The organism is Fulverythrobacter ferritrahens (assembly GCF_020539485.1).
GTDB lineage: Bacteria > Pseudomonadota > Alphaproteobacteria > Sphingomonadales > Sphingomonadaceae > Andeanibacterium > Andeanibacterium ferritrahens.
In genome coordinates, this window is the sequence record NZ_JACDXU010000004.1 from 41,467 (window position 1) to 66,226 (window position 24,760).

General features: G+C 62.8%; 25 protein-coding genes. 13 read left to right on the forward strand and 12 right to left on the reverse strand.

The features are described 5' to 3' along the window. Nucleotides 1-4 precede the first annotated feature (4 nt). Genes H0274_RS14430 through H0274_RS14440 form a run of 3 tightly spaced genes read left to right on the forward strand, consistent with a single transcriptional unit; the run spans nt 5 to nt 2,522 of the window. The gene (locus tag H0274_RS14430) at nt 5-706 is read left to right on the forward strand and encodes an SURF1 family protein (RefSeq protein WP_226796285.1); all 702 of its coding nucleotides are present in this window, start codon (nt 5-7) and stop codon (nt 704-706) included. Further along, nucleotides 688-1,989, forward strand: a complete 1,302-nt coding sequence (locus tag H0274_RS14435; protein WP_226796209.1) for an ATP-binding protein — start codon at nt 688-690, stop codon at nt 1,987-1,989. The genes H0274_RS14430 and H0274_RS14435 overlap by 19 nt, the downstream gene beginning before the upstream one ends. Then, nucleotides 1,986-2,522 (forward strand): response regulator transcription factor, encoded by a 537-nt coding sequence (locus tag H0274_RS14440; RefSeq protein ID WP_226796211.1) that lies wholly within the window; start codon nt 1,986-1,988, stop codon nt 2,520-2,522. Before H0274_RS14435 ends, H0274_RS14440 begins: the two co-directional genes overlap by 4 nt. Nucleotides 2,523-2,557: 35 nt before the next feature. Here H0274_RS14440 and H0274_RS14445 read toward each other — a convergent pair whose 3' ends face one another. After that, nucleotides 2,558-3,256 carry a pirin family protein gene (locus H0274_RS14445; RefSeq protein ID WP_226796213.1) on the reverse strand — a complete coding sequence of 233 codons (699 nt, stop codon included), beginning with the start codon at nt 3,254-3,256 and terminating at the stop codon, nt 2,558-2,560. Between the two features lie 112 nt (nt 3,257-3,368). On the opposite strand from H0274_RS14445, the gene H0274_RS14450 reads away from it, so the two are divergent. Continuing rightward, a complete protein-coding gene (locus H0274_RS14450) occupies nt 3,369-4,298 on the forward strand; it encodes a LysR family transcriptional regulator (RefSeq protein ID WP_226796215.1) in 930 nt (309 codons plus the stop codon). Between the two features lie 75 nt (nt 4,299-4,373). Here the strand turns inward: H0274_RS14450 and H0274_RS14455 are convergent, their stop codons facing one another. Both H0274_RS14455 and H0274_RS14460 read right to left on the reverse strand, forming a co-directional pair. Then, nucleotides 4,374-5,210 carry an alpha/beta fold hydrolase gene (locus H0274_RS14455; RefSeq protein ID WP_226796217.1) on the reverse strand — a complete coding sequence of 279 codons (837 nt, stop codon included), beginning with the start codon at nt 5,208-5,210 and terminating at the stop codon, nt 4,374-4,376. Between the two features lie 312 nt (nt 5,211-5,522). Further along, entirely contained in the window at nt 5,523-6,083 is a 561-nt protein-coding gene (locus H0274_RS14460) for a nitroreductase family protein (protein ID WP_226796219.1), read from the reverse strand. A 205-nt stretch (nt 6,084-6,288) separates the two neighbouring features. Between H0274_RS14460 and H0274_RS14465 the strand changes: the two genes are divergently transcribed. Beyond that, nucleotides 6,289-6,930, forward strand: coding sequence for a Crp/Fnr family transcriptional regulator (locus H0274_RS14465; RefSeq protein WP_226796221.1), 642 nt, complete (start codon nt 6,289-6,291; stop codon nt 6,928-6,930). A 33-nt stretch (nt 6,931-6,963) separates the two neighbouring features. Here the strand turns inward: H0274_RS14465 and arcC are convergent, their stop codons facing one another. The 5 genes from arcC to H0274_RS14490 form a co-directional block, all read right to left on the reverse strand. Continuing rightward, nucleotides 6,964-7,866, reverse strand: coding sequence for a carbamate kinase (arcC, locus tag H0274_RS14470; RefSeq protein ID WP_226796223.1), 903 nt, complete (start codon nt 7,864-7,866; stop codon nt 6,964-6,966). A 1-nt stretch (nt 7,867) separates the two neighbouring features. Continuing rightward, nucleotides 7,868-8,989, reverse strand: a complete 1,122-nt coding sequence (gene aguA, locus H0274_RS14475) for an agmatine deiminase (RefSeq protein WP_226796225.1) — start codon at nt 8,987-8,989, stop codon at nt 7,868-7,870. Then, on the reverse strand, nt 8,982-10,391 hold the full coding sequence (locus tag H0274_RS14480) for an APC family permease (RefSeq protein ID WP_226796227.1): 1,410 nt from the start codon (nt 10,389-10,391) through the stop codon (nt 8,982-8,984). Before H0274_RS14480 ends, aguA begins: the two co-directional genes overlap by 8 nt. Before the next feature lie 17 nt (nt 10,392-10,408). Next, the gene (gene ptcA / locus H0274_RS14485) at nt 10,409-11,428 is read right to left on the reverse strand and encodes a putrescine carbamoyltransferase (RefSeq protein ID WP_226796229.1); all 1,020 of its coding nucleotides are present in this window, start codon (nt 11,426-11,428) and stop codon (nt 10,409-10,411) included. Between the two features lie 158 nt (nt 11,429-11,586). Then, nucleotides 11,587-12,399 carry a universal stress protein gene (locus tag H0274_RS14490; protein ID WP_226796231.1) on the reverse strand — a complete coding sequence of 271 codons (813 nt, stop codon included), beginning with the start codon at nt 12,397-12,399 and terminating at the stop codon, nt 11,587-11,589. Nucleotides 12,400-12,580: 181 nt separating this feature from the next. Between H0274_RS14490 and H0274_RS14495 the strand changes: the two genes are divergently transcribed. Next, nucleotides 12,581-12,928 (forward strand): hypothetical protein, encoded by a 348-nt coding sequence (locus H0274_RS14495; RefSeq protein WP_226796233.1) that lies wholly within the window; start codon nt 12,581-12,583, stop codon nt 12,926-12,928. An 18-nt stretch (nt 12,929-12,946) separates the two neighbouring features. Here the strand turns inward: H0274_RS14495 and H0274_RS14500 are convergent, their stop codons facing one another. Then, on the reverse strand, nt 12,947-13,567 hold the full coding sequence (locus H0274_RS14500) for a response regulator transcription factor (protein WP_226796235.1): 621 nt from the start codon (nt 13,565-13,567) through the stop codon (nt 12,947-12,949). Beyond that, nucleotides 13,564-14,718 (reverse strand): sensor histidine kinase, encoded by a 1,155-nt coding sequence (locus H0274_RS14505; protein WP_226796237.1) that lies wholly within the window; start codon nt 14,716-14,718, stop codon nt 13,564-13,566. The genes H0274_RS14500 and H0274_RS14505 overlap by 4 nt, the downstream gene beginning before the upstream one ends. Before the next feature lie 471 nt (nt 14,719-15,189). Here H0274_RS14505 and H0274_RS14510 point away from each other — a divergent pair, with 471 nt between their 5' ends. From H0274_RS14510 to H0274_RS14520, 3 genes are read left to right on the forward strand one after another with little or no spacing between them, the layout of a single operon-like run. Continuing rightward, on the forward strand, nt 15,190-16,245 hold the full coding sequence (locus H0274_RS14510; protein WP_226796239.1) for an efflux RND transporter periplasmic adaptor subunit: 1,056 nt from the start codon (nt 15,190-15,192) through the stop codon (nt 16,243-16,245). 1 nt (nt 16,246) lies between these two features. Continuing rightward, nucleotides 16,247-17,452: an ABC transporter permease gene (locus H0274_RS14515; RefSeq protein ID WP_226796241.1), complete on the forward strand. Its 1,206-nt coding sequence runs from the start codon at nt 16,247-16,249 to the stop codon at nt 17,450-17,452. Then, a complete protein-coding gene (locus tag H0274_RS14520) occupies nt 17,449-18,135 on the forward strand; it encodes an ABC transporter ATP-binding protein (RefSeq protein ID WP_226796243.1) in 687 nt (228 codons plus the stop codon). The genes H0274_RS14515 and H0274_RS14520 overlap by 4 nt, the downstream gene beginning before the upstream one ends. A 129-nt stretch (nt 18,136-18,264) precedes the next feature. Here the strand turns inward: H0274_RS14520 and H0274_RS14525 are convergent, their stop codons facing one another. Then, complete coding sequence (locus H0274_RS14525; protein WP_226796245.1) at nt 18,265-19,428, reverse strand: cytochrome P450; 1,164 nt, start codon at nt 19,426-19,428, stop codon at nt 18,265-18,267. Nucleotides 19,429-19,546: 118 nt separating this feature from the next. Between H0274_RS14525 and H0274_RS14530 the strand changes: the two genes are divergently transcribed. Next, nucleotides 19,547-20,464 (forward strand): helix-turn-helix domain-containing protein, encoded by a 918-nt coding sequence (locus H0274_RS14530; protein ID WP_226796247.1) that lies wholly within the window; start codon nt 19,547-19,549, stop codon nt 20,462-20,464. Here H0274_RS14530 and H0274_RS14535 read toward each other — a convergent pair. Then, complete coding sequence (locus H0274_RS14535; RefSeq protein ID WP_226796249.1) at nt 20,362-22,170, reverse strand: sigma-54-dependent Fis family transcriptional regulator; 1,809 nt, start codon at nt 22,168-22,170, stop codon at nt 20,362-20,364. The genes H0274_RS14530 and H0274_RS14535 overlap by 103 nt on opposite strands. A gap of 228 nt (nt 22,171-22,398) precedes the next feature. On the opposite strand from H0274_RS14535, the gene H0274_RS14540 reads away from it, so the two are divergent. The 3 genes from H0274_RS14540 to H0274_RS14550 are packed head-to-tail and all read left to right on the forward strand — an operon-like array spanning nt 22,399 to nt 24,710. Next, nucleotides 22,399-22,782 (forward strand): hypothetical protein, encoded by a 384-nt coding sequence (locus H0274_RS14540; protein WP_226796251.1) that lies wholly within the window; start codon nt 22,399-22,401, stop codon nt 22,780-22,782. Next, the gene (locus H0274_RS14545; protein WP_226796253.1) at nt 22,779-23,144 is read left to right on the forward strand and encodes a c-type cytochrome; all 366 of its coding nucleotides are present in this window, start codon (nt 22,779-22,781) and stop codon (nt 23,142-23,144) included. Before H0274_RS14540 ends, H0274_RS14545 begins: the two co-directional genes overlap by 4 nt. 15 nt (nt 23,145-23,159) lie before the next feature. Further along, nucleotides 23,160-24,710, forward strand: coding sequence for an FAD-binding oxidoreductase (locus tag H0274_RS14550; RefSeq protein ID WP_226796255.1), 1,551 nt, complete (start codon nt 23,160-23,162; stop codon nt 24,708-24,710). The last annotated feature ends 50 nt before the right edge of the window (nt 24,711-24,760 follow it).

Below are 24,760 nucleotides of genomic sequence, written 5' to 3' on the forward strand. Positions count from 1 at the left end.
TGAAGTGGCGGCAGGGAAGGCGCGACCTTACGCCTTCATTGTCGCCCTGGCAGTCGTGGCGCTGGTCTGCCTGCCGTTGGGACTGTGGCAGGTGCAGCGTCTTGCCTGGAAGGAGGCCCTGATCGCGCGTACCGAGGCCGCGATGAGGGCCCCTCCGTTGGCTGTGCGCGCAGTGCCGCGCGGCGATGCTTCCCGCTTCGAATATCGGCGCATTCGCCTGCAGGGGCAGTACGATCCCCGGGGCGCGGTGCTGGTGACGGGAACCTCCTCGCTGGGCAGCGGTTACTGGATGCTCGTGCCCCTGCGCGGCGCGTCCGGAGCTGTCGTCTATGTCAATCGCGGCTTCCTGCCGATGCGCACTACGCTCGATGCCGCACGCGGCACATTGCCGGCGGGACAGGTAACCGTAACCGGCCTGCTACGGTTGACGGAACCCGGCGGCACCTGGCTGCGTGCGAACAAACCCGATCAGGGCCGCTGGTATTCGCGTGATATTGCAGCCATTGCGGCCCTTTCGGGGGCCAGTGCAGAGACACGCTTTTTCATCGATGCGCAGGTTGAAAGTCCGGCCATGAAGGGCGCGCCCGTACCGGGGCTGACGGTAATATCCTTCCCGAACAATCATCTCGGCTATGCGCTGACGTGGTTTGCCCTGGCCTTGCTGTCGTGTGGTGCGGCAATCATGCTATGGCGTCGCTCGTCATGAACCTTGCTCCAGCCTTCCCACCCGCAAGTGCCCGCAACATGGCGCTGCTGGTGCAACTGCGCTGGATGGCGGTGTTCGGCCAGCTCGTGACCATCTGGGTCGCGGGGCACCTGTTCGGCATTTCCCTGCCTCTGGTGCAGCTCGTTGCGGTGCCGGTCCTGTTGGCGATGATCAATCTTTCCACCATCGTGATCGGGCGGGAGCGGGAGGGATATACCTATCTCGAATTGCTCGGCGCGCTGATGCTGGATGTGCTGGCGCTTGCCTGGCAGCTCTATTTCACGGGGGGGACGAACAATCCCTTCGCCTTCCTTTTCCTGCTGCAGATCGTGATCGGCGCGATCCTTCTCCCTCCCAGCTGGAGCTGGATCGTGGCGGCAGCGGCCAGCCTGGCCTTCATCGTGCTGACCATTGTCGCACGCCCCCTGGCCCTGCCTGCCCGTCATGCGGGCCATCCCATGCAAATCTATGTCTTCGGCAGTGTGGTTTGCTTCCTGTTGATTGCGGCGCTCCTGGTGTTCTTCGTGATCCGGATAGATCGCAACCGGCGGCAGAGCGACGCCGCGCTTGCCACTTTGCGCCAGCAGGCGGCGGAGGAACATCACATTGTGCGCATGGGGCTGCTCGCTTCCGGGGCAGCGCATGAACTGGGAACGCCCATGGCCACCATGTCCGTGCTGGTGGGGGACTGGCAGAAGCATCCCGCTATCCGAGGGAACCCGGAACTGCAGGAAGAACTGGCGGAAATGAATGCGGAACTGCTGCGCTGCAAGAAGATCGTCAGCGGCATTCTGATGTCCGCTGGCGAGGCGCGCGGTGAAAATCCCGCGGTCATGCCCCTGTCGGCCTTCCTTTCAGCCATCGCGTCGGAATGGGCGGAGCGTACCAATGGGGCGGTCAGATGGATCGACGAATTGCATGAGGACTTCCAGATCATTTCCGATCCTGCGCTGCGCCAGGTGATCGGCAATGTGATTGACAATGCCGTGGAAGTTTCGCCCTCCTTCGTCGAACTCAGGTCACGCGTTGCAGGGGGCATGCTGGAACTCGACATACTCGACCGTGGTCCGGGCTTTTCGCAGGAAATGATGGACGCATTCGGGAGGCCCTATTCTTCCACCAAGGGGCGTGACGGTGGCGGGCTTGGGTTGTTTCTCGTCGTCAATGTCGTGCGCAAGCTCGGGGGCAAGGTTGAAGTGCGTAACCCTGAGGCCGGCGGTGCGCTGGTACGGCTGAGCATCCCGCTGGCGGCGCTGGCCAGTGGTGGAAGGGGGCGGAAATGACCAACCCAGATCCTCGCCTCGTGATCGTTGAGGACGATCCCGCCTTTGCCCGCACCTTGTGCCGTTCCTTTGAGCGTCGCGGCTATGCGGTCCGCCATGCGGCCAGCCCGGAGGCGCTGGAGAAGCTTCTGGAGAGCGAGACCTTCGATTATGCGGTGGTCGATCTGAAGCTCGGCACGGCATCGGGGCTGGGCTGTGTCCAGATGCTGCACCAGCTTGACCCGGAAATGCGCATTGTCGTGCTTACCGGCTTCGCGAGCATTGCCACGGCGGTGGAGGCCATCAAGCTGGGGGCGTCGCACTATCTGGCCAAGCCTGCCAATACGGACGATATTGAAGAGGCCTTCGGGCGCGAGGGCGGCGATCCCAGCGTGCCGGTGGATACACGCAAAAGCTCGATCAAAACGGTCGAATGGGAATATATCCACTCAACCCTCGTGGAATGCGATTTCAACATTTCCGAGGCAGCCCGCAGGCTTGGAATGCACCGCCGGACCCTGGCGAGGAAGCTTGAGAAGCGGCAGCTGCGCTGAACCGGGGCCCGGCTATGCCAGGCCCAGATCTTGGATCAGGCCGCGTCCACGAGGACGATTTCGCTATCCTCCAGCGCGGTAACCCGCAGAACATCGAGATCGCTGATCGCGACGCCGTCACGGGCATTCACTCGGACATCGTCGATCTGCACGGCTCCGCTCGCGGGAACGAGATAGGCCTTGCGATCCTTGCCGAGCGGATATTCCGCCGTTTCACCAGCCCGCAGGGTCGCGCCCAACACGCGGGCATCCGTGCGGATGGGCAGGGCATCATCGTCATTCTCGAAACCGGAAGCCAGCGTTACGAAATGGCCTGCGCGGTCACCCTTGGGGAAGGGCTTGGCGCCCCAGCTCGGCGGTTCGCCTTCGCGGGTGGGGATGATCCAGATCTGGAAGATCCGGGTGGTCACATCCTCCAGATTATATTCCGAATGGCGGATGCCGGTGCCGGCGCTCATCACCTGAACGTCGCCTGCTTCGGTGCGGCCCTTGTTGCCCAGGCTGTCCTGATGAGTGATCGCGCCTTCGCGGACATAAGTGATGATTTCCATGTCGCGATGCGGATGCGGCGGGAAGCCGGTCTGCGGCGCGATTGTATCGTCGTTCCAGACGCGCAGGTTGCCCCAGTGGACCCGTGCCGGATCGTGGTAACCTGCGAAGGAGAAGTGGTGATGGGCATCGAGCCAGCCATGGTTGGCGGCGCCGAGGCTTTCAAAGGGGCGAAGTTCGATCATGGTCTGTCTCCTGGCGCGGCGTTGGAACACCGCTGTTGAACCCCATTTAGGCCTTGTCAGCTTTCCTGTTCAGATGGATTAAATCCGGCACAATGTTCGAGGAAATTGAAAAGTGAGCAATCCTGGCACGCCGACTTTCGATCAGTTGCGGATCTTCCTCGCGATCGTCGATACGGGCAGCTTCGCGGCTGCCGGGCGCAAGCTCAACCGCGCGGTTTCCGTCATCAGCTATGGCATTTCCAATCTGGAGGCGCAGCTCGGGCTGACGCTGTTCGACAGGGAAGGGACGCGCAAGCCGCAGCTGACCGTGGCAGGGCGCGCGCTGCTGGCTGAAGTGCGGACGATTTCCGATGGGATCGACGGGTTGCGCGCGAAGGTGAAGGGCTTGCTCGACGGGCTGGAGGCTGAGGTCGATCTGGCAGTGGATGTGATGTTCCCCATGGACCGGCTGGCGCGGGTGCTGCGCGCTTTCGCAAAGGAGTTCCCCACCGTGCAATTGCGCCTCCACGCAGAAACGCTGGGCGCGATCACGGCTATGGTTCTGGATCGCAAGGCGATCATCGGCATATCCGGCCCGCTTTCGACGGGAGTGGAAGCAATAGAGAGCGTTTCGGCCGGCTCCATCGCGATGGTCCCGGTGGCAGCGCCCGATCATCCGCTGGGGCGGATGGACCCGATTCCACCGGGCGCCGGACGGGAATATACGCAGATCGTGCTGACCGATCGTTCGCGCTTTACCGAAGGGCAGGATTTCTCCGTACTCAGCCCCAAGACCTGGCGGCTGGCCGATCTGGGAACCAAGCACGCCCTGCTGCGGGAAGGGATCGGCTGGGGCAACATGCCGCTGCCGATGATAGAAGACGATCTTGTGGCCGGGACGCTGGTGCGCCTTGCCATGCCGGATCAACCGGGCGGCACCTATCGCTTTTCCGGCATCTGGCGCCGGGATACTCCTCCCGGCCCGGCGGCTTCCTGGCTGCTCGACCAGTTCGTGATGCTGGGGCGGGATGATCGGGAATTGCCCGGCATGGGCGATGTCTGAGCAGTTCTGGCGCATAGCCCAAACGAATGCCGGGCAGGTTCGCACCCGCCCGGCATCGCTATTCCATTTGCTCGATCAGCTTTCGATGAAGGCCAGCAGATCGGGATTGATGGTGTCGGCATTCACCGTCAGCATACCGTGCGGGAAGCCTTCATAGATCTTCAGCGTGGGATCGGGCAGGATTTCCGCCTGGAGCACCGCCGAGTTCCTGTAGGGCACGATCTGGTCGTCATCGCCATGCAGCACCAGTGTGGGAACGGTCATGGCCTTTAGATCGTCAGTCTGGTCGGTCTCCGAAAAGGCCTTGATGCCGTCATGATGGGCCTTGGCACTGCCCATCATGCCCTGGCGCCACCAATTGTCGATCACGGCGGATAGCATTTTCGCGCCTTCCCGGTTGAAGCCGTAGAACGGGCCGGCAGCGACATCGCGGAAGAACTGCGCGCGGTTTGCGGCCAGTTCACTGCGGAAACCGTCGAACACTTCGATCGGCAGGCCACCGGGATAGCGCTCGGTCTTGAGCATGATCGGCGGGATGGCCGATACGAGCACGGCCTTTGCCACACGGCCCTGCGGAATGCCGTAGCGGGCGACATAGGCCGCGACTTCGCCGCCGCCAGTGGAATGGCCGATATGGACTGCGTTGCGCAGGTCGAGATGCTCGGCCACAGCTGCGGCATCGGCGGCATAATGCGCGATGTCGTGGCCTTCGCTCACCTGGGAGGATCGGCCATGGCCCCGGCGGTCATGCGCCACTACGCGGTAGCCGTGCTGGAGGAAGAACAGCATCTGCGTATCCCAATCATCGGAAGACAGCGGCCAGCCATGATGGAACACGATGGGCTGGGCATCCTTCGGGCCCCAGTCCTTGAAGAAGATTTCGACGCCGTCCTTGGTGGTTACGTAAGTCATGGGACATTCCTTCGCTTCTCTGATGCCATCTCGGTTGTGGCTTGCCTTTCAGGCGATAGAGGCGGGAATGGCGGAGAAAGGCTGTCCGCCGGCCCGATATGAGTAATCGTCAGTCGCTGTCGAAGCGTCGGACCGATGCGGCAGGGCCTCGGTCACAACTCCTTCTCAAAACCTGCTTCCCCGCTCTCGCTGAGGTGAGCGCAGGTTTAGGGGGAGTTTTTCTTTCCAGTCAGAGTGATAAAATCGTCTCGACTGTTCCAGTAATTAGAAAAGTTTGCAGCCTTGAGGCTGAGGCAGTCTGGCCGCTGATTTTCAGCCTATCCAGCGAATATCGGGCCGATTGCGCGCAACGGGCGGTACACCGTGGCGTGGATGGCCGAGAATGATCGGGGCGACCGGGACATGCGATGGCGGCAGCGATAGCAGGGCCTTGCCTTCCGGCGTGTTCAGCCAGCCCTGAGCAAAGCCGATCCAGCAGGATCCCAGACCTTCTGCCGCGGCGGCAAGCATCAGGTTCTCGGCCGCAAGCGCGCAGTCCAGATGGCTCCAATTATCGTCCTGCGTGGCGGAGATCAGGACCAGTGCCGGTGCGTGATAGAAGATATGGAACTCACTGCTGCGCAGCATCACGGCGAAGTGATCCGATCCTTCCACGGGCGGGACGGTCTCCAGCATATGCGCTTTCGCTTTGTCCGAGACCTGCTGGAGAATGGCCTGATCGCGTACCACGCAGAAGGCCCAGGGCTGCCGGTTCATGGCGCTGGGCGCTTCGATAGCCAGCTCGATCAGGGCCTGGATCTGCTTGTCGCTCAACGGGTCCGGCAGATATTCGCGCACCGCACGGCGGGTAAGGATTGCCTGCTTCAGGTCCATCGGGCTTCTCCAAGTGCTGCCCTGAGCGATAACAGCGCGCGATCAGGGGCGAATCCGGTCCTCCATTGTCGCGGAAATATAGGGCCCGCCCACAGCGCCGCACTTGAGCGCAATCAAGTACAGCCGGCATTTACGTAGGTTTCCTGATTATGGTTTCCGGCCTGAACCTTAAGCTGGGCGACATTAGCAGAACGGGGAACATGCCATGTACCGCCCAGCCATCGCGCCAATTGAAATGCCGGTTACCGAGCGCATTGCCCGTGCGGGGGAGACGCTCTTCCTTGAGGGCGATCCCTGCGATTATGTCTACGAATTGCGGGAAGGTATCGCGCGCGGCGTGAATTTCATGGCCAGCGGCGAACGGCAGATCAGCGCCTTCTTCTTCTCCGGTGACCAGATCGGCCTGCCTTTGGGGGATCGCTATCGCTACACTGCCGAAGCGGTAACCGAATTGCGTTACGTGCTGCATTCGCGCTCGGGCTGGAACGAGGCATTCCTCAGGAATTGCCGGGACGGGGGGCAGTTCCTGCAGTCTATCGGGGCAGAGCAGGACCCGATTTTCCGCCGGGGGATCGTGATCGGCCGGCATGGCCTGCTGGTGCGGATTTGCGCATTCCTGATGGTGATGATCGACCGGCTGCCCAGCGATGGGTCGGATTTCATCTTCCCGCTCACCCAGTCCGATATCGGGGCCTATCTCGCCACCACGCCCGAAAGCGTGTGCCGGGGCTTCCGGCAATTGCGCGAGATGGGCGCCATCGCCACGCCCAAGCGGGATCGCCTGCGGATTCTCGATCGGGAAATGATCGAATCCATTGCCAGCGGCGCGGATCACTGGGGAATTTGAAGGGAGCGCCTGCGGAGGCGCGCCCGAGGCGCGTCAGCGGGTGACCAGCGTTCCCGCGCGCCCTTCCATCACGGCCTGAAGATCCGCCAGCGCGCCAATGGCGGCGGGGTTTCCAGTCGAACCGGCGAAAGCGGCAGCGGCTTGAACCTTGGGCAGCATCGATCCTTCGGCAAAATCATGCCCGGTAATTTCAGCGGCGCTCAATTCCCGCAGGGCGCGCTGTTCGGGAGAACCCCAGCCTGTGTAGACCGCATCGACATCGGTCAGAATGATCAGGCGATCCGCCTTCAATTGCTGGGCGAGCAATGCGGCGGCCAGATCCTTGTCGATCACCGCCTCGATCCCGCTGAGCAGGCCGGCCGCATCGCGCAACACGGGAATCCCACCTCCGCCGCAGCAGATGGTGACCACGCCGCCGTCGAACAGATGAGCGATCTCCGCCATTTCGATGATCCCGACGGGGCGAGGGGAGGGCACCACCCGGCGAAAGCCCTTGCCGTCGGCAGCGAAGCTCCAGTCTCGTCCGATGCCTGCGCGCCCTTCCTCAATCGAACCGTAGACCGGTCCGATAGGCTTGGTGGGGCGGGCAAAAGCGGGATCATCCGCTTCCACCATTGTCTGCGTGAGAACGCTGGCGACGAGGCGGGAAGGGGCGGCATTGCGTAATTCCTGGGCAATGACATAGCCGATCATGCCCTGCGATTCCGCGCCCAGCACATCCAGCGGATAAGGTGGCACCGCGTCATAGGCCGCTGCCTCGAGCGCCAGCAGACCCACTTGCGGGCCATTGCCGTGAACGATGGCCACCTGATGCCCTTCGCACGCCGTGGCCAGCGCGACCGCTGCAGCCTGCATGTTGCGCCGCTGGTTTTCCTCGGTCAGGGCTTCCCCCCGCTTGAGCAGCGCATTGCCGCCCAGCGCGATGACCAGCCGCATGTCAGCGTCCCTTGGCGGAGATCACGCGCCGGCCGAGCGGCTCCTGCTGGGTGATGCAGTGGATGTTGCCGCCGCCGAGCAGGATCTCGCGCCCGGGCACGGCGATGATGCGGCGCCCGGGGAACAATTCGGCAAGGCTCTGCTGCGCGGCAGCGTCGCGCGGATCATCGAAGCTGGGCGCCACGATCACATCATTGGCAATGTAGAAATTGACATAGGATGCGGCCAGTCTGTCCCCCGGCTGGCGGGGCAGCGTGCCGGGCACATGATCGATATCCGCCGCTTCTTCCGCCGTGATCAGCACCGGGTCGGGCTGGTGGAGCTTGTGGACCTTGAGCGGCCGCCCCTTCGCATCGCGCATCGTGGCGAGGCGATCGAGAGCTTCGGCGGAAATCTCATATTGCGGATCGGACTTGTCCTCGGTCCAGGTCAGGATCACTTCGCCGGGCGCAACGAAACGGCAGAAATTGTCCACGTGGCCATCCGTCTCGTCGAGATAGACGCCCTTCGCCAGCCACAGCACCTTCTGGACGCCGAGATAATCGCACAGCATCTGCTCGATCTGTTCCCGGCTCAGTTCGGGATTGCGGTTTTCGTTCAGCAGGCACTCTTCCGTGGTGATGACGGTGCCTTCGCCATCGACGTCGATCGAGCCGCCCTCAAGGATGAAATCCGGGGCGTAGCGATCGTCGCGTTCCAGTTCGAGCACCTTCTCGCCTACCAGATCGTCCTGGTCCCAGGGGAAATACAGCCCGCCTAACAAACCGCCCCAGGCGTTGAACTTCCAGTCCACTCCGCGAACCACGCCTTCGTCATTGACCAGGAAGGTGGGCCCGCAATCGCGAATCCAGCTGTCATTGCTGGTCATTTCCACCACACGGATCGCCGGATCGAGCAGTTCGCGCGCGATGATATACTGGCCGGGCGAGACGCAGACCGTAACCGGCTCGCCCTGAGCAATCGCCGCCGCCACGGCAGCGAAGGCGTGCTGGGCGGGTTTCGCGCCGCGACGCCAGTTGTCCGAACGTTCGGGCCACAGCATCCAGCAGCCGATATGCGGTTCCCATTCGGCAGGCATGCGAAAGCCATCGGCGCGAGGGGTAGTGGAAAGCAGCTTAGGCATTGCCGTCCTCCTTCGGCGGGGCGCCCCTGCCGATCATGAACTCGCCCACGATCACCGTCAGCAGCGTCCCCCCGCCCACAGCCAGCGCATAGGTCAGGTCGAATTCGCCGGGTTGATAGATGAAGAAGACGATGGCCTGCGCGATGAACAGCATGCAGATTCCGCTCAGCGCCACCGCGGTCCCATATCCGCCGGGAACGCGATAGGGGCGCGGCGCGTCGGGATCGGCCCGGCGCAGCTTGAGGAATGACAGGAACAGCAGGAAATAGGGCAGCAGGAACACTACCGAAGAGAAGGCGAAGATCGTCCAGAACAGATCTTCCGCGCTCTTGGCCAGCGTGCCGTAGAGAATGAGGACTGCCGAGGCGGTGATGCCGGTAAGAACGGCGGCGCTTGCCGGGGTCTGATACCTTGAATGCATCCGGGCGAAGATCGGAGGCAGATCCCCGCGCTGGGCGGCCTCCGCGGCGGAGCGATTGGCCCCGATCGTCCAGGTCACCATATTCGCCAGGAAGGTGTAGAGCGCCATCACGGTGAGGAAAGCCACGATGATCGAACCTGTGGCGTCAGTGCCGAACAGGCGGCGGAACGTGTCCGTCAGTCCTTCGATCAGGCCGATTTCCTCCACCGGCAGGGCCAGCAGAATGCCCAGGGTGGCAAGGATGTAGAAGAAGGCGATAAGCGAGCCGGAAGTGACGATGGCCAGCGGCACGTCGCGCCCCGGATTTTCCATTTCCTCGCTCGCGCCGGACATCAGCTCGAAACCGAGGAAATTGTAGACGATGACCGGAAGGAAAGCGAGGCTGGCCCCCCAGCTGGGGCTTAGCGTGGAGAGGCTGAACTCATTGGCCACGCCATGGCGCCAGGCATAGACCATCCCGCCCAGCCCGATGGCCAGCATGATCAGCGTTTTGAACGCAGCGCCGATATTGGGCACCCATTTCCCGACATTGAGGGTGACGATATTGATACCCACCGTGATCCAGGTCAGCGCCAGAGTGATGGCGATCTTGACGGTCAGGCTCATGTCGGGGGCAACGAGTTCGGCCAGAACCCCGGCGAAGAGGATGTAGACCGACGGCATCCAGAAGGCGACGTTGACCCACCATAGCCACGCTGTCCGACCCGCCCAGCGCGCGCCGAAGGCACGACGTACCCAGGCATAGATGCCGCCTTCCTCGGGATAGGCGCTGCCCAGTTCCGATGTGATCAGGCCATAGGGGATGAAGAACAGCACCAGCGTCAGCACCCACCAGAAGATCGATTGCACGCCGATCGAGGCAGATGCGGCCAGCTGATCTATGATCAGGATCGCGCAGACCGTGAACAGGGTCATGTCCAGCCGATGCAGAACCCTGCGGAAGCGGGGCTTGGCTGCGGGTGCCGGGGATGCAGTGGCCATGGTGGCCTCCTCTCTTCTCAACAGGGATTCAGGAAGCTCTCGATCCGGCCACGATGAAAGGCCGCGAGATCGGCGGAAGGCGCCTTGAGGCGCGGATAGACGAAATAGACCAGCAGGCCTTTTTCGGCATGCAGGCGGTTTTCAGCCTGATCGAAGATGATCGATTGCGGCCCGTCCATCACCGCGTCCGTCACTTCCACGCCGCGCGAGGCGGGCAGGCAGTGCATGAATTTGGCATGGGGGGGCGCCTTGGCCAGCAGGCCTTCATTGACCTGATAGCGCGGCATGAAGGCGGCCTCGCGGTCGGGAATCTCGGATTCCTGGCCGATCCACCACCACAGGTCGGTATAAATGAAATCCACGTCGCTGACCGCAGCCTCGACATCGTCGGTGACGGTCAGCGAACCTCCGCTGGCGGCAGCATTGGCGCGGGCGATTTCCTGCCATGCGGCGGGCGCCTGATAGCGCGCGGGCGCGGCATGGGTGAAGTGCATTCCCATCTGGGTGCAGATCATCATCAGCGATGAGCAGACATTCGTGGCATCCCCCACGAAGGTGACCTTGATGTCGCCCAGCGATTTGCCCGCCTGGGCATGTTCCATCATCGTGAACACATCGCACACCACCTGGGTCGGATGGTTATAGTCGGTCAGGCCGTTGATCAGTGGCACGGTGGCATTGGCCGCCAGATCGAGCACCATCTGGTGCTTCAGCGTGCGCGCCTCGATCACATCCACCATGCGGCTGATCACCTGCGCGGTATCCCGCACGCTTTCGCGCTGGCCGAGGTGGATTTCGCCGGGCTTGAGATAGAGCGCGTGCCCGCCGAGCTTGGTCATCGCCACTTCGAACGAGACGCGGGTGCGGGTGGAGGGCTCCTCGAAGATCATGCCCAGCGATGCCCCGGCGAGCAGCTTCGGGCAGGCCCCGTCCTTGTCTGCTTCCTTGAGCAGCCGGATCAGCTCCAGAATGCGCAGCAATTCCTCGCGCGAGAAATCCTGCGTGTCGATGAAGTGCCTCAGTTCCGGCAGGCTCATTGTCGGTCCCCCAAATCAGGCCGTAGCCCCCAGCCGGATCGCGGTTGCGCCTTGCAATGGCGGGCAATCCGGCTGCCTTGTAATTGCCCCCGAAGGTGGGAGATTCCCGGGCGGCGAAACATCAGGATATATCCCTATGCTGCCTGCCTCCGCTCCCCTCAGTGGCAGAGGAGCAGCGGAACCGGCGTGTCGGCCAGCAGGCCGCGGGTCATGCCGCCGAACACAATTTCCCGCAGGCGGGAACGGCCATAGGCGCCCATCACCACATATCCGGCCTTGCGCGCTTCCACGGCCTGCCGCAGCGTGTCCGTGCTGGAGCCGCCCTGCGAGGGGATCTGCACCAGCTCGCAGGCAATGCCGTGCCGCGCCAGATATTCCGCGCCATCGGTGGGAGGAAGGTCATATTCCCCGGCCTCGCGCTTTTCCTCCACGGTGATCAGTTCGACGGCAGAGGAAAGCTTCAGCAGGGGCACTGCGGCGCGCAGGGCGTGGGAGGATTCGGGCGATCCGTTCCATGCCACGATGGCAGGGGCGGAAGGATCGAAGCCATCGCAGCCGGGCGGAACCGCCAGCACAGGCGTTCTGGCATGAAGCGCAAGCTGGCCCGCCAGCATCGAAACGCCTTTGCCGCCCAGCGGATCGCGGGTTCCGACCACCAGCAGGTCGCTCAGCGCGGCATAGGCGAGCAGCATGTTGCCGGCCGCATCCATGTCCTGCACCCAGTTCCATGCCACGCCTTCATTGGTCAGCCGTTCCTCGATGCGCTGCTGCTGTTTGCGTGCATTGTCCAGCAGGACGGGCATGAGTTCGGCCGAGGTCATGCCGTAAAGATCGCCGGGCGCGGCCCAGAACTGGACGATCGGCTGGATGCAGGTCAGCTTCCCGCCACAGGCGCGGGCAAGGTCCAGAGCGACCTGAAAGCGTGCCTCGAAGGATTCGTCGGTGCCGATATGCAGGATGATCGAACGCATTGCCCATTCCCTTTCCGTCATATGCAGAATCTGGCCGGTTTCGCCGTCCTGCGGGGAATGAGGGAACTGTTCCGCCGCCTATATCCGTAAGTCTCCCTATATTGTCGCGCGCCGCTCGCCGTCAGGGAATGGTTCCTGATACCTGGAGTGATGCGCCTTGTCGCAATGGCACGTGATCAAATTGGAGTTGGCCCCTACCGAGGAGTTTCCGAACGGCTCGCCGGGAAGGGCGTACCTGCTCCGCCTTCCGCTGGGGCGGGACGGCAGCATCGACGGCGCGCGGCTGTCCGATGCGCCGCGCAGCGCCTTCGTGCGGCGGTTCTGGCCGAATGAGCCGGACCGTTCCGGAATGATCTACCCCTGCACGTCGGGCTGGACGCTTGCCTTCTCGGGCGCCACCACAAACGGGGACGCGGGGCAATATTGCGTGCTGGAAGATGGGCCGGTCAGGCCCGGCAATGTGCTGGTCGTGCGGACTGCATCGGGGGAGAGGCGGCCGTTCCGGGTTCTGTCCGTGCAGAAGGACTGAAGACCCGCCTGGTGCCGTTCATTCCGGATTTTCGCCGATCCCTGCGGCAAAGGCGATGCGCAGCAGGTCGGAGATGTTGTTCACTTCCAGCTTCTTCATCAGATTGGCCCGGTGGATTTCCACTGTGCGGGCGCTGATCCCCAGATCATAGCCGATGGTCTTGTTGGGATAGCCTACTGTCAGCCCCTGCAGCACGTCCAGTTCGCGCGGGGTGAGCACGTTCAGAAGGTCGCGCGCCTGCCGGGCACGAGCGGTCTCTTTCCCGGCCCTGGAAAGCCGCGCAAAGGCTTCCTCCAGCGAGGCGATGATCACCGCCTTGTCGAAGGGCTTCTCCACGAAATCGACAGCGCCGCCCTTCATGGCCTTCACCGCCACTTCCACATCGCCGTGGCCGGTAATCACGATCACCGGGAACAGGATGCCGCGCGCTGCCATTTCGGCCTGCACTTCCAGCCCATCCATCCCCGGCATCCGGATGTCGAGCAGTACCGCCCCCGGATCGAGCTGGCGTGCCTCCTTCAGGAATTCCTCGCCGCCCGCAAAGCTGCGCACCACAAAGCCCGAGGTCTTGAGTATGAAGCCCACCGAACGCCGCACGGAATCGTCGTCATCCACGACATAGACGGGAAAAGCGCTCATCCTTGCCTCTCGAGATCGCCGGATGTGAGGGTGAAGTGGAAAGTGGTGCCACCCAGTTCCGAAGGTTCCGCCCAGATCTTCCCGCCCAGCGAGGTAACGATCGTGTGGCAGATCGACAGGCCCAGCCCCATACCCTTGTCCTTGGTGCTGATGAAGGGCTGGAACAGTTTGGCCATCACTTCCGGCGCGATGCCGGGCCCGCAATCGGAAACGCTCACCCGCACCATGCCTTCCGCATCCTGCACGCTGGCGACGGCCAGTTGCCGCACGGGCATGTCCGCCATGGCCTCCAGCGCATTGCGCATGATGTTGAGTAGAACCTGCTGCACCTGCACCGGATCGACCAGCACCGTATCGGCTGCGGGATCCAGCCGGGTGACGAAATCGGTGTTGCGCACGCTGACATCCAGCAGCACCAGCGCGGTGGTTTCCTTCACCAGCCGCTGCAGGCTCACCATCTCGCGCGTGGTTTCCCCGCGCGCGACGAAATCGCGCAGGCGGTGGACGATCTGGCCCGCCCGCAGGGCTTCCTTCGCGCTTTCGTCCATAGCCTCGCGGGCGAGGGCGAGATTGTCCGGCGTCGGATCGGCCAGCAGATCGCGCGCGGCCTGCATGTAATTGGTGACGGCGGTCAGCGGCTGGTTCAGCTCATGCGCGATGGATGTGGCCAGCGTGCCCATGGAAGTGATGCGCGAAGTATGCGCCAGCTCGTTCTGTAGATTGTGGAGCAGCCGTTCGGTCTCACGGCTTTCGGTCAGGTCGCGGATGAAGCCGGCGAAAACCGGTCCGTCCGGCAGTTCCACTTCGCCCACGGCCAGATCGATGGGAAAGGTCGTGCCGTCGCGCCGGCGGGCCGTGGTCACCCGGCCTATGCCGATGATCCGCTTTTCCCCCGTGGCGAGGTAATGGCCAAGATAGGAATCGTGCTGTTCCCGGTCGGGCGAGGGCATCAGCACGCTGACATTCTCGCCCAGCAACTCGTCCTCGCCATAGCCGAACATACGCTCGGCCCCTTTGCTGAAGGAAATGATGCGGCCCACAGTGTCGATCACCACCATGGCATCGGGCACGGTGTCGATCAGCGCGTGCAAATCCTCCGCTCGCTGAAAAGCGGCGAGTACTCCTCCCGACGGGGCGCCACTGGCTGGCATGATATGTTAGCCCTTACCAGATCGGACTGCTGCCACGCCGCGTAAACCGGCCCTTGATGGCCGGATCATGCGTCACCGGGAATAGACTGCGTTCCTCTCGGCCCGGTGGTGCGAACAGCAATCCGCTTCATTCAATGACCTGTGCGGATCTTATATTTCAATCCGTTGAAGTTCGCATAATTTAAAGGAAAAATGCAAGTAATAAGAGCATTTGCGGGAAAACCCTGGAACCGTCCCGAATGGGCGACAGGGCCGAACGTCATCCGGCCTTTTCGATATGATCGCGCGCCGCCGCGTCCACACTCGGCTGCAATCCGCTAACTGGCGCGGCCGACCATGATGACGCCGCTTCCATCGAAAGAAGAGCAGCCGGATATTTCCGATTCTCTTCAGCGCCAATGATCGCCCGATGTACATCTTGACTGCATTTGGTCGCTACACACTCTCTCGCCTGTGCTAAGGCGCGGGCGAATGAAGCTCACTCGAAAACAGATACTTCCGGTGGCGTTGATCGTGCTGCTTCTGGCTGTGGCCGGATACTGGATGTTTGCGCCGCGCGAACGCGAAGTGGCGGCGATACGTGTCGAGGCGGAGCCGGCGACCCGCATCCTGGCGGTCAATGGCCGGATCAGGCCCCGGCTTCAGGTCGATATCCGTCCGTCCCTTGGCGGCGAGCTTGTCGCCTTGCCGTTCGATGTGGGTGACCGGGTGGCGGAAGGGCAGGTGCTTGCCCGGATCGATGACGCGCCGGAAACCGCCGCCATCGCGGAAGCCGAGGCCTCGGTCCAGGCACAGCAGGCAACCCTGGCTCAGGCCCGGCGTGACCTCGCCCGTTTCGAGGCGCTGGGGCAATTCGCCACGAAACGCGAGGTAGAGCAGCGGCGCCTTGCGGTGGAGGAAGGCACGCGCGAACTCAGCCGGCGTCGGGCCGGCGTGGTGCAGGCGCGCGAACAGCGCGACCGCCGGGTTCTGCGGGCGCCCTTTGCCGGGGTAATCATGGAGCGTCCGGTTGATCCGGGGCAGACGGTCGGCCTGGACAGCGTCATTTACCGGCTGGCCGATCTGTCGAGGCCGGAAGTGACCGTGGAAGTGGACGAGATCTACGCCACGGAAATCCGCCCCGGCATGGACGCGCGGATCAGCCTGCCGGGGCAGGCGCAGGAGCTTAGAGCCGTGGTGGCCCATGTGGAGCCACGGGTCGATCCGGCAACCGGTGCGCGCGATGTGCGTCTCAGCCTTGTGGACCCGGTAGTGGATGCGCCCTCGGGCCTGACCGTCACGGTCAACCTGATCATCGAACGGCGGGAAAGGGCGATCAGCGTCCCGCGAAGTGCCCTTATCCTCTCCGGCGGCGCAGGAAAGGTCAGAGTAATCGGCAAGGATGGGGTGGTGAGCGAACGGCCCGTCAGCTTCATCGACTGGCCGGCGGAAGAAGTCATCGTTACTGGCGGAATCCGGGCTGGCGATCGTCTGCTGGCCGATCCGAACGCGGCGGGGCCGGGCGAAAAGGTCAAGGTGGCTCGCTAGAATGAGCCCCTATGCGGTCAAGCTCGCCATCCGGCATCTGTTTGCTCATCCGGGCCAGACCGCGCTGCTGATGGCGGGGGTTGCCCTGGGGGTCAGCGTCTTCATCTTCATGAGCGCGCTGATCGGCGGGCTGGCCAACCTGCTGACCTTACGCACGGTAGGCAGTATTCCCCATATTGTGCTGGAACGGCCTGACCGTGATCCGGCAATCCTGCAGGTGGGGGGCAGTGCTCAGGTGGTGCTACAGAAGGATCTCAGTCGGCGCGAACAGATTGCGATCTGGCAGCCTGCCATTCCGATCATCGAGAATACAGGCGGCGTTATCGCCGTATCTCCGCAGATTCGCGGTTCCGCCTTTGTCGAGCGCGGACAGGCAATTGCGCCGGTCGGGGTCATCGGCGTCATGCCGGGCAAGCTTTCGGCCATCGCCGACATCGACGGGGCCATCGTGGATGGCAGCAGCAGCCTGCCAGCCGACGGCATCCTGATCGGCAGCCGGCTGGCACGCGACCTTGGCCTCAGGGTTGGGCAAGTCGTGCGCCTCAGCTCCGATCGTGGACGGGCGCGGAGTTTCCGCATCGGCGGGATCTTCACGCTGGGCATCGCCAGTGCGGACCGGCAGGCCGTCTATATGAACTTCACTGCGGCCCGCGCCCTTTTCGATCTGCCCACGGGCATTTCCCGGATCGAGATCAAGGTGCGGCCTGCCACCGCGGCCCCCCGCATTGCGGAACGCCTGCGCCAGTCGACCGGCCTGAAGGCCACCGCCTGGACGGAGGACAACAGCCAGTTGTTCGAGGGACTGGATGCGCAGGCCCGCACCGGAACGATCATCAAGGCCTTCTCCCTAGTCACTATCGTGATCGGCATTGCCAGCGCCATGCTGCTCTCCATCGTTCGGCGCCAATCGGAAATCGGGATCATGCGCGCCATGGGGGCCAGCAAAGGGCTGGTTGTTTCCATATTCGTGCTGGAAGGGACCTTGATCGGTCTGGTGGGTGCGGTGGTCGGCGCGCTGGCCGCGTGGCTGGCCCTGCTTCCTCTTCCGCCCGTTACCGAAGTGCGCAACGGCGGGCTGCCGATCGATCGGGCGCAGGGTGATTTCCTGATGGCGGTCCTGCTGACCACGCTTGCCGCCATGCTCGCCTCGATCCTTCCCGCCCGCAATGCAGCGCGGATCGATCCGGTGGAGGCTATCGGGCAATGAGCGCCGAAACCATCTTTTCCGTCTCCGGCCTGACGAAGGGCTTTGGCGAAGGCGAAGCGGGAGCGCTGGTGCTCAAGGGAATAGATCTTGCCATGGAGGCAGGGGAAATGGCGGCTTTGCTTGGTCCATCCGGCTCGGGCAAAAGCACGCTGCTCACCATATTGGGCACCCTGATGCGCGCCAGCGGCGGCAGGCACGAGATGTTGGGGGTTGACCTGATGCAGGCCAGCGACGCGCAGCGTACCGAATTTCGCAGCCGCTATCTTGGCTTCGTCTTCCAGTTCCACCACCTGCTGCCCGATCTTTCCGCGCTGGAAAATGTCATGATGCCCGCCGCCGCAGCCGCGGGACGGGAAACCCTGGCCATGCGCCAGCGGGCGATGGAACTGCTCGATGCGGTGGGGCTGGCCGATCGGCGGGACTACCGACCGTCAGCCATGTCCGGTGGGCAGCGCCAGCGCGCGGCGGTTGCCCGCGCCCTGATCAACAATCCGGTGCTGGTTCTGGCTGACGAGCCCACGGGCAATCTGGATCGGCAATCGGCCGATCAGGTGATGGATCTCATTCGCTCCATCAATCGGGCATCCGACACCAGCTTTCTGATTTCCACACATGACGAACATATCGCGGCCCAGTGTCGGCGCCGGATCGAATTGCTCGATGGCCGGATCGTTCGGTCCTGACCTGTGAACTCAATGCATGTGCGGCGAGGCATCGGGCAGAGAGAGGCATCGGGCAGAGAACGGCAGTTTTACCATCTGTGCGGAAAACTGCCGTTCTGCTGATCAGGCGCTTGCCGGGTTCCCAGCCATTTAACCCCGCGCCAGCCTGAGCACCTGCGGGCTGCGGAAGTTGGAGGAAGGTACCCAGGCGAGCTGGCTGTCCATGCGGGAGAAATCGGGCACGGCGGCCAGGAATTCCTCGAACACGGTCTGGGTCGCCACGCGGGCGAGCATCGAGCCGAGACAGGCATGGACGCCGCCGCCGAAGCCCAGATGCCGCTTGGGCCTGCGGGCGATGTCATAGAGGTCGGGATCGGGGAACATGCGCTCGTCGCGATTGGCAGAGCCATAGCAGAGCATCACGGCATCGCCCGCCTTCATCTGCTGCCCGTGCATTTCCACATCCTGCTGCAGGGTTCGCTTGAACCTCTGGGCGGAAGTGTTGAAGCGCAGGGATTCCTCCATCGCGTCGGGGATCAGGGTGGGGTCTGCCACCAGCGCGCGGCGGGCATCGGCGAACTCCGCCAGATTGAGCGCGAACATGCCCAGGAAGCCGGACAGGCTCTCGATCCCGGCCATGATCAGCGTGGTGACGGTCAGCTGCACTTCGCGGTCGAGCAGCTTCTCGCCGTCGATCTCGGCGGTGATGAAGTTGGAAAGCAGATCGTCGCCGGGGTTCTTCTTGCGCTCCTGCACCAGATTTTCGGCATAATCGGCCATCCAGCGGAAGGCGGCCAGGTGGCGCTCGGTCTTCTGGCGGGTAACCGGGTCGGTCTGGACCATCAGCACCGCATTGTCGCGCACCTCCTCGGCATTTTCCTTCGGCAAGGCGAACAGGTAGAACAGGAGGTCCACCGTCACTTTCGATCCGAAATCATTCACGAAGTCGAAGCTGTCGGCATCGCGGATGGCGGCCAGATGGGCGCGGCAGGATGCGCGGGCAGGGTCGATCACATGGTCCAGCGCGCGCTTGGTCATGGCGCTCTGGATCAGGGCGCGCAGCCGGTCATGCCGGGGCGGATCGCTGCTGCCCAGCGTGGCGCCGGCACGGCCGGGGAATTCGTCCACCAGATTGCCCTTGGCGGAACTGTAGATTTTCCAGTTGGTCAGCGCGGCCAGAATGTCGTGATAGCGCGAGAAGACCCACATGCCGGCCTCCTCGCTCCAGAAGCAGGGATATTCGTCGCGCAGGGTCTTGTAGGCGGGGAAGGGGTCCGCATCTATTGCGGGCGAATAGGGATCGAATCGGAACATCTCGTGTGCCTCTCACCTTGTCTGGGCGCACTCTAGGTTCCTTCGAGCATGAGGCGTGAGGCAGGATTCCGGCAAACACTTGCACTTTTCGATCATTTAATGGACGATACGCGTCACGATGAAGCGCGGTGCGGACCTCACAAAATACAGCCTCTATGGCGAAAAGGATCGGCAAATTGCGCCGGAATTCCTGCATATAGAGCTGATTTCCTCTCGGGCCAGATTGCACGATTGGGACATTTCAGCCCACAGTCACTCGACTCTCCACCAGATCATCCTCCTCGATCGCGGGTCGGGAATCCTGCATGTGGACGGGCAGGATCTGAACCTCTTTCCCCAGACACTGATCCTGCTGCCCAGCCAGTGCATCCACTCGCTGCATTTCGCACCGGATGCGGAGGGGTGGGTGCTCTCTTTCGCGGTCGAATTGCTGCACCATCCGCATCTGCCGGGCGCGGCGTCCAGCCCGATGTTCGAAAAAGCGCAGGCTGGCATGGCGCGGATGGATCAGGAGGGCAGGGATGTCGCCCGGCTGCGCTGGGTCATGGCCCAGATTGCGGCGGAACAGGAGCTTTCCGGCGGGGGCGGGCTGTCCAATGTGCTGCTTGCGCAGCTCGGCCTGCTTCTTGCTGCGGCAAGTGCCCTGTTCGAACGAGGTGGCGCTGGTCCCGGCCTCACGCGGCACGCGGCGCTGACACAGCGGTTCCGCGCTCTGGTCGATCGGAATTTCGCGGCCAACTGGCCGATTTCCCGCTATGCTGGCGAACTTGGCACTACGGAACCTACCCTGACGCGCGCCTGCCGGAGGGCCTTCGGCAAGGCGCCGGGCGAGATGGTTCAGGCCCGCCTGCTGCTGGAGGCCATGCGCTATCTCACCTATTCGAATGCCAGCATCAGCCAGATCGCCGGAAGGCTGGGATTTTCCGATCCGGCTTATTTCGCACGGTTCTTCAAGGCCCGTTCGGGAGTGACGGCCAGCGATTTCCGGCGCGCGCGTGCCTGGGTTTCCGCTGACGAGCGCGAGATTGTGGCCTGACGGGCCTCGAACGTCTTGAGGCGGTAATTGAATTGAGCGCGGGAGAGGCCGAGCGCGGCTGCCGCGCGCGTGCGGTTTCCGCCATGCGCCTCCAATGCGCTGGTCAGGATGCGATGTTCGATCTCATCCAGTGACAGGCCGGTATCCAGGGCGTCCTGCCCAATATCGTCGCCTGTGCCGGCGGAGAAAGGCTCACGCTCCAATGGAGCCCGCTCCACTGCGCCTGCGCTGGTCAGGCGATAGCGCGTGTCCCCCAGTTCCTCGCCCGCGCTGAAAAGGTCATGCACGCCCAGCGGCATACCCGGCTGAGCCATGATTACGCCGCGTTCGATGACGTTTTCCAGCTCGCGCACATTGCCGGGCCAGCCATAGCTGAGCATGGCGGAGACGGCCTCCTCGCTGAAGCCGGGCACATCTCGTCCGTGCCGGTCACAGAATTGCTTGAGCAAATGGGCCATCAGCACCGGAATGTCCGCCCTCCGCTCCCGCAAGGGTGGGATCGAGATGGGGAAGACGTTCAAGCGGAAGAACAGGTCCGCGCGGAATTCGCCCCGCGTGACGGCCTCGCGCAGATTGATGTTGGTGGCGGCGACTACCCTGGCATCCACCGGGCGCGAATGGCTGCCGCCGATGGGCTCGACCTCGCCTTCCTGCAACACGCGCAGCAGCTTTGCCTGCGATGCCATGGAAAGCGTGCCGATTTCATCGAGAAAGATGGTCCCGCCATGGGCGCGTTCGAACTTGCCTTGCCGGCTTGACGTGGCGCCCGTGAACGCGCCGCGTTCAACGCCGAACAATTCGGCTTCGATCAGCGTTTCCGGCATGGCCGCGCAATTGACCGCGATGAAGGGCTGGTCCTTCCTCGGGCTCAGCAAATGGAGGCCGCGCGCGAACATTTCCTTGCCGACGCCGCTCTCCCCCAGCAACAGCACGGCGGCCTGGGTTCCGGCGACCTTGCGGGTCTTTTCAAAGGCCATGTTGAACCCGGCAGAGGCGCCTACCAGCATCTTGTCGGGCCTGCCGCTGCCGCTCCTGCTGGTCACGACCAGCCCTTCGCTTTCGCCGCCGGTCAGCTGCACCGGAGCCGCGCGGAGATAGAGCAGATCCTGTCCTGCATCCGGCCATTCCTCTTGCGGGCGGCCGACTATCCGGCAGAACTCGTGACCCATGGCGATACATTCGACCTCGCGATAGACGATCGGGCGGCCGAGGAATTCGGAAGCATAGCCGCTGGCATATCCGATCTGGCTCCAGCCCGCGGGAATCTGGCCCCGTCCGAATTGCTTGAGATGGGCCGCGCATTCGCTCGAATGGTGCCAGCGATATTCGGAATAGAAGCGGCCTTTCTCGATGTTGACGTCGAAGGCGATCTGTTCCGCCAGCACGATGCCTTCCAGCGCATGCATCTGCGGGCCGACCGAGAACATGGCATGCAGGCTGGTGTGAGGCCGCACTTTCATGGCGATTTCCGCATCCATCGCCCCGACATTGTAGCCTTGTCGGGTGAAGGCCGCGCGGGCGCGATCAAAGCCGATTGCATCGACAACCTCCCGGCGCAGCAGCCCCGTGGAATCCTCGTGCATCAGCACCATTCGCCGTCCGGCGAGCCAGATATGGCCGGTCTCGGGAGAAAAATGGAGCGTGGCGGCCAGATCCTCCATCACGGGCATGGCAGGGGCTTCAACGATGTCGGGCCTGGTTAGCATGGAGTCGCTCTGTTGGAAATTCTGCGGTTGCGAGGCTGTTATGCGCAAAGAGTGTCTGAAATTCAACGAATGTCGGTGGGCAGGGTGCGGAGCGAAATTGCGATTAATCCATAAGATACTGAAATATAAATATAATTATGCAGTGGAATGAATTGGCACGGACCTTGCGAACTTGCAGCCATACGGCCGGGAGTGTCGCGGCGGTATGGCATGGGAGAAGGAAGAGTGTTGGCCCGACCAATTTCGCGCAGGCATTTCATTGCCTCCACATCCATTATTGCCGCAGCTGGCGCGGTGCCGGCTGCCCGGCTCTGGCAGGCAGGTGCAACCGGCGATGCGGCTCTTTTCGTTTCCGCCGAACATGCCCCCGCCGCCGGGCTCCCCGCCAATGCCGTAGTGTTTGACGGCCCCCGGATAGAGCGGCTTCAGGCCATGGCGGCCAGCCTGTCCAGAAGCGCCGCCAATATCGTCCTGCGGCTCGACGCCACGGACGATCATTTGCTCGACATCGCCGCCCAGATGGCTCGCGTCAGCGTCAGGCGTGGCGCGGCCCTGTCGGGCGGAAAGGGCATTACCGCCCGAGTCATTTCTCAGGAGAGGACATTCGCATGAGCCGCAAATCGAAATACTCCCTGCTCGCGGTGGCGCTGGTCGCGCTTGCGGCATGCGGATCGACATCCGACACCACACAGGCCCCCGGAAAGGGCAAGCTGACCTATCTCGGCAAGGAATCGATCCCCAAGGACAAGGCCGAAATGGTCTTCCAGCAGACCTGCATGGCCTGCCACGCCACTGGCGTGGGTCCGGTGATCCTCGGGCGCGATCTTCCGCCGGAAGCGATCAAACTGTTCGTCCGGCACGGCAATCGCGCCATGCCTGCCTTCACCGAGGCCATGATCGACAACGAGACGCTCGATCGCGTGGCCGAGATGGTTTCGAAATCCAAGGCGCCCGCCACTCAGGCCGCGCAGTGATCCGGAGACACGACAATGACTGATGAAACCCAGCATGCCCTGCCGCAAGGCGTCTCTCCGGCCCAGTTCGAAGCCGCCCTTGGCCAGCTTCGCGCGCTGCTCGGGCCCGAAAACGTCCTGACCAGTGACGAGCAGCTTGCGCCCTATACCAAGGTGATGATGTCGGACCCCGATGAAAAGCACATGCCCGGTGCGGCAGTGCTCGCCACTTCGGTGGAACAGGTGCAGGGCGTCCTCAAGATCTGCAACCAGTTCAAGACGCCGGTCTGGCCGATCTCCACCGGGCGCAATTTCGGCTATGGTTCGGCCGCGCCCGGCACGCGCGGGCAGATCGTGCTTGATCTCAAGCACATGAACAAGATCATCGAGGTCGATCCGGTGCTGTGCACTGCCCTGCTGGAGCCGGGCGTCACCTATCAGCAGCTGTGGAACTACCTGAAGGAAAACGACATCCCGCTGTGGCTTTCATGCCCCGCACCCTCGGCCATAGCGGGTCCGGTGGGCAACACGCTCGACAGAGGCGTCGGCTACACTCCTTATGGTGAGCATTTCATGATGCAATGCGGCATGGAAGTGGTGCTGGCCAATGGCGAGGTGTTGCGCACCGGCATGGGCGGGGTCGAGAAATCGAATACATGGCAGGCCTTCAAATGGGGCTACGGACCCTATCTGGACGGTATCTTCACCCAGTCGAACTACGGCGTGGTGACCAAGCTGGGCATCTGGCTGATGCCGCAGCCGCCAGCCTACAAGCCGTTCTGCATCCAGTATGAGGATGAAGGCGATATCGACACGATCGTGGAGATGCTGCGTCCTCTCAAGCTCAACAATATCGTGCCCAATGCTGCCGTGATCGCCAATGTGATGTGGGAAGCGGCCGCAGTCATTCCGCGTTCCAAATATTATGACGGCACCGGCACTACGCCGAAGGAAGTGCTGGAGGAAATCAAGCAGAAGGAAGGCATGGGCGCCTGGAACGTCTATGCCGCGCTTTATGGCACGCCGGAACAGGTCGAGGTCAATTGGAACATCGTCAAGAAGGCGGTGGAAGCGACCGGCAAGGGCAAGCTGATTACCGAGGAAGACACCGGTGATCGGGAACCCTTCCGCTATCGCGCCCAGTTGATGAAGGGCGACATGACCCTGCAGGAATTCGGCCTCTATCGCTGGCGCGGTGGCGGCGGTTCCATGTGGTTCGCCCCCGTTTCGCAGGCCAAGGGTTCCGAAACCAAGGCGCAGATGGAACTGGCGCAGGAAATCCTCAACGAATACGGGCTGGATTACGTGGCCGAGTTCATCGTCGGTATGCGGGACATGCACCACATCGTCGATGTGCTGTTCGACCGGAGCGATCCGGGTGAAACGGCGCGTGCGCATGAATGTTTCACCAAGTTGCTGAGCGAGTTCGGCAAGCGTGGCTATGCGGTCTATCGCGTCAATACCGGCTTCATGGAACAGACCGCCGATCTTTATGGCAAGGTGAAGCGGGACGTGGATCAGACCCTGAAGCGCGCGCTCGATCCGAATGGCATCATTGCCCCCGGAAAATCGGGCATCTTCGTCTGATACGGATTGCTGTTCTTTCCGCCCGCTTCCGATTTTCCGGAAGCCGGGCG

What these genes read in the sequence shown, in the direction of transcription:
- H0274_RS14515 (WP_226796241.1), top strand. Translation starts at nt 16,247, where the DNA reads ATGAGCCCCTATGCGGTCAAGCTCGCCATCCGGCATCTGTTTGCTCAT.
- arcC (WP_226796223.1), bottom strand. Translation starts at nt 7,866, where the DNA reads ATGCGGCTGGTCATCGCGCTGGGCGGCAATGCGCTGCTCAAGCGGGGG.
- H0274_RS14465 (WP_226796221.1), top strand. Translation starts at nt 6,289, where the DNA reads ATGTACCGCCCAGCCATCGCGCCAATTGAAATGCCGGTTACCGAGCGC.
- H0274_RS14505 (WP_226796237.1), bottom strand. Translation starts at nt 14,718, where the DNA reads ATGCCAGCCAGTGGCGCCCCGTCGGGAGGAGTACTCGCCGCTTTTCAG.
- H0274_RS14550 (WP_226796255.1), top strand. Translation starts at nt 23,160, where the DNA reads ATGACTGATGAAACCCAGCATGCCCTGCCGCAAGGCGTCTCTCCGGCC.
- H0274_RS14440 (WP_226796211.1), top strand. Translation starts at nt 1,986, where the DNA reads ATGACCAACCCAGATCCTCGCCTCGTGATCGTTGAGGACGATCCCGCC.
- H0274_RS14510 (WP_226796239.1), top strand. Translation starts at nt 15,190, where the DNA reads ATGAAGCTCACTCGAAAACAGATACTTCCGGTGGCGTTGATCGTGCTG.
- H0274_RS14530 (WP_226796247.1), top strand. Translation starts at nt 19,547, where the DNA reads ATGAAGCGCGGTGCGGACCTCACAAAATACAGCCTCTATGGCGAAAAG.
- H0274_RS14520 (WP_226796243.1), top strand. Translation starts at nt 17,449, where the DNA reads ATGAGCGCCGAAACCATCTTTTCCGTCTCCGGCCTGACGAAGGGCTTT.
- ptcA (WP_226796229.1), bottom strand. Translation starts at nt 11,428, where the DNA reads ATGAGCCTGCCGGAACTGAGGCACTTCATCGACACGCAGGATTTCTCG.
- H0274_RS14525 (WP_226796245.1), bottom strand. Translation starts at nt 19,428, where the DNA reads ATGTTCCGATTCGATCCCTATTCGCCCGCAATAGATGCGGACCCCTTC.
- H0274_RS14460 (WP_226796219.1), bottom strand. Translation starts at nt 6,083, where the DNA reads ATGGACCTGAAGCAGGCAATCCTTACCCGCCGTGCGGTGCGCGAATAT.
- H0274_RS14500 (WP_226796235.1), bottom strand. Translation starts at nt 13,567, where the DNA reads ATGAGCGCTTTTCCCGTCTATGTCGTGGATGACGACGATTCCGTGCGG.
- H0274_RS14435 (WP_226796209.1), top strand. Translation starts at nt 688, where the DNA reads ATGGCGTCGCTCGTCATGAACCTTGCTCCAGCCTTCCCACCCGCAAGT.
- H0274_RS14490 (WP_226796231.1), bottom strand. Translation starts at nt 12,399, where the DNA reads ATGCGTTCGATCATCCTGCATATCGGCACCGACGAATCCTTCGAGGCA.
- H0274_RS14480 (WP_226796227.1), bottom strand. Translation starts at nt 10,391, where the DNA reads ATGGCCACTGCATCCCCGGCACCCGCAGCCAAGCCCCGCTTCCGCAGG.
- aguA (WP_226796225.1), bottom strand. Translation starts at nt 8,989, where the DNA reads ATGCCTAAGCTGCTTTCCACTACCCCTCGCGCCGATGGCTTTCGCATG.
- H0274_RS14535 (WP_226796249.1), bottom strand. Translation starts at nt 22,170, where the DNA reads ATGCTAACCAGGCCCGACATCGTTGAAGCCCCTGCCATGCCCGTGATG.
- H0274_RS14455 (WP_226796217.1), bottom strand. Translation starts at nt 5,210, where the DNA reads ATGACTTACGTAACCACCAAGGACGGCGTCGAAATCTTCTTCAAGGAC.
- H0274_RS14545 (WP_226796253.1), top strand. Translation starts at nt 22,779, where the DNA reads ATGAGCCGCAAATCGAAATACTCCCTGCTCGCGGTGGCGCTGGTCGCG.
- H0274_RS14445 (WP_226796213.1), bottom strand. Translation starts at nt 3,256, where the DNA reads ATGATCGAACTTCGCCCCTTTGAAAGCCTCGGCGCCGCCAACCATGGC.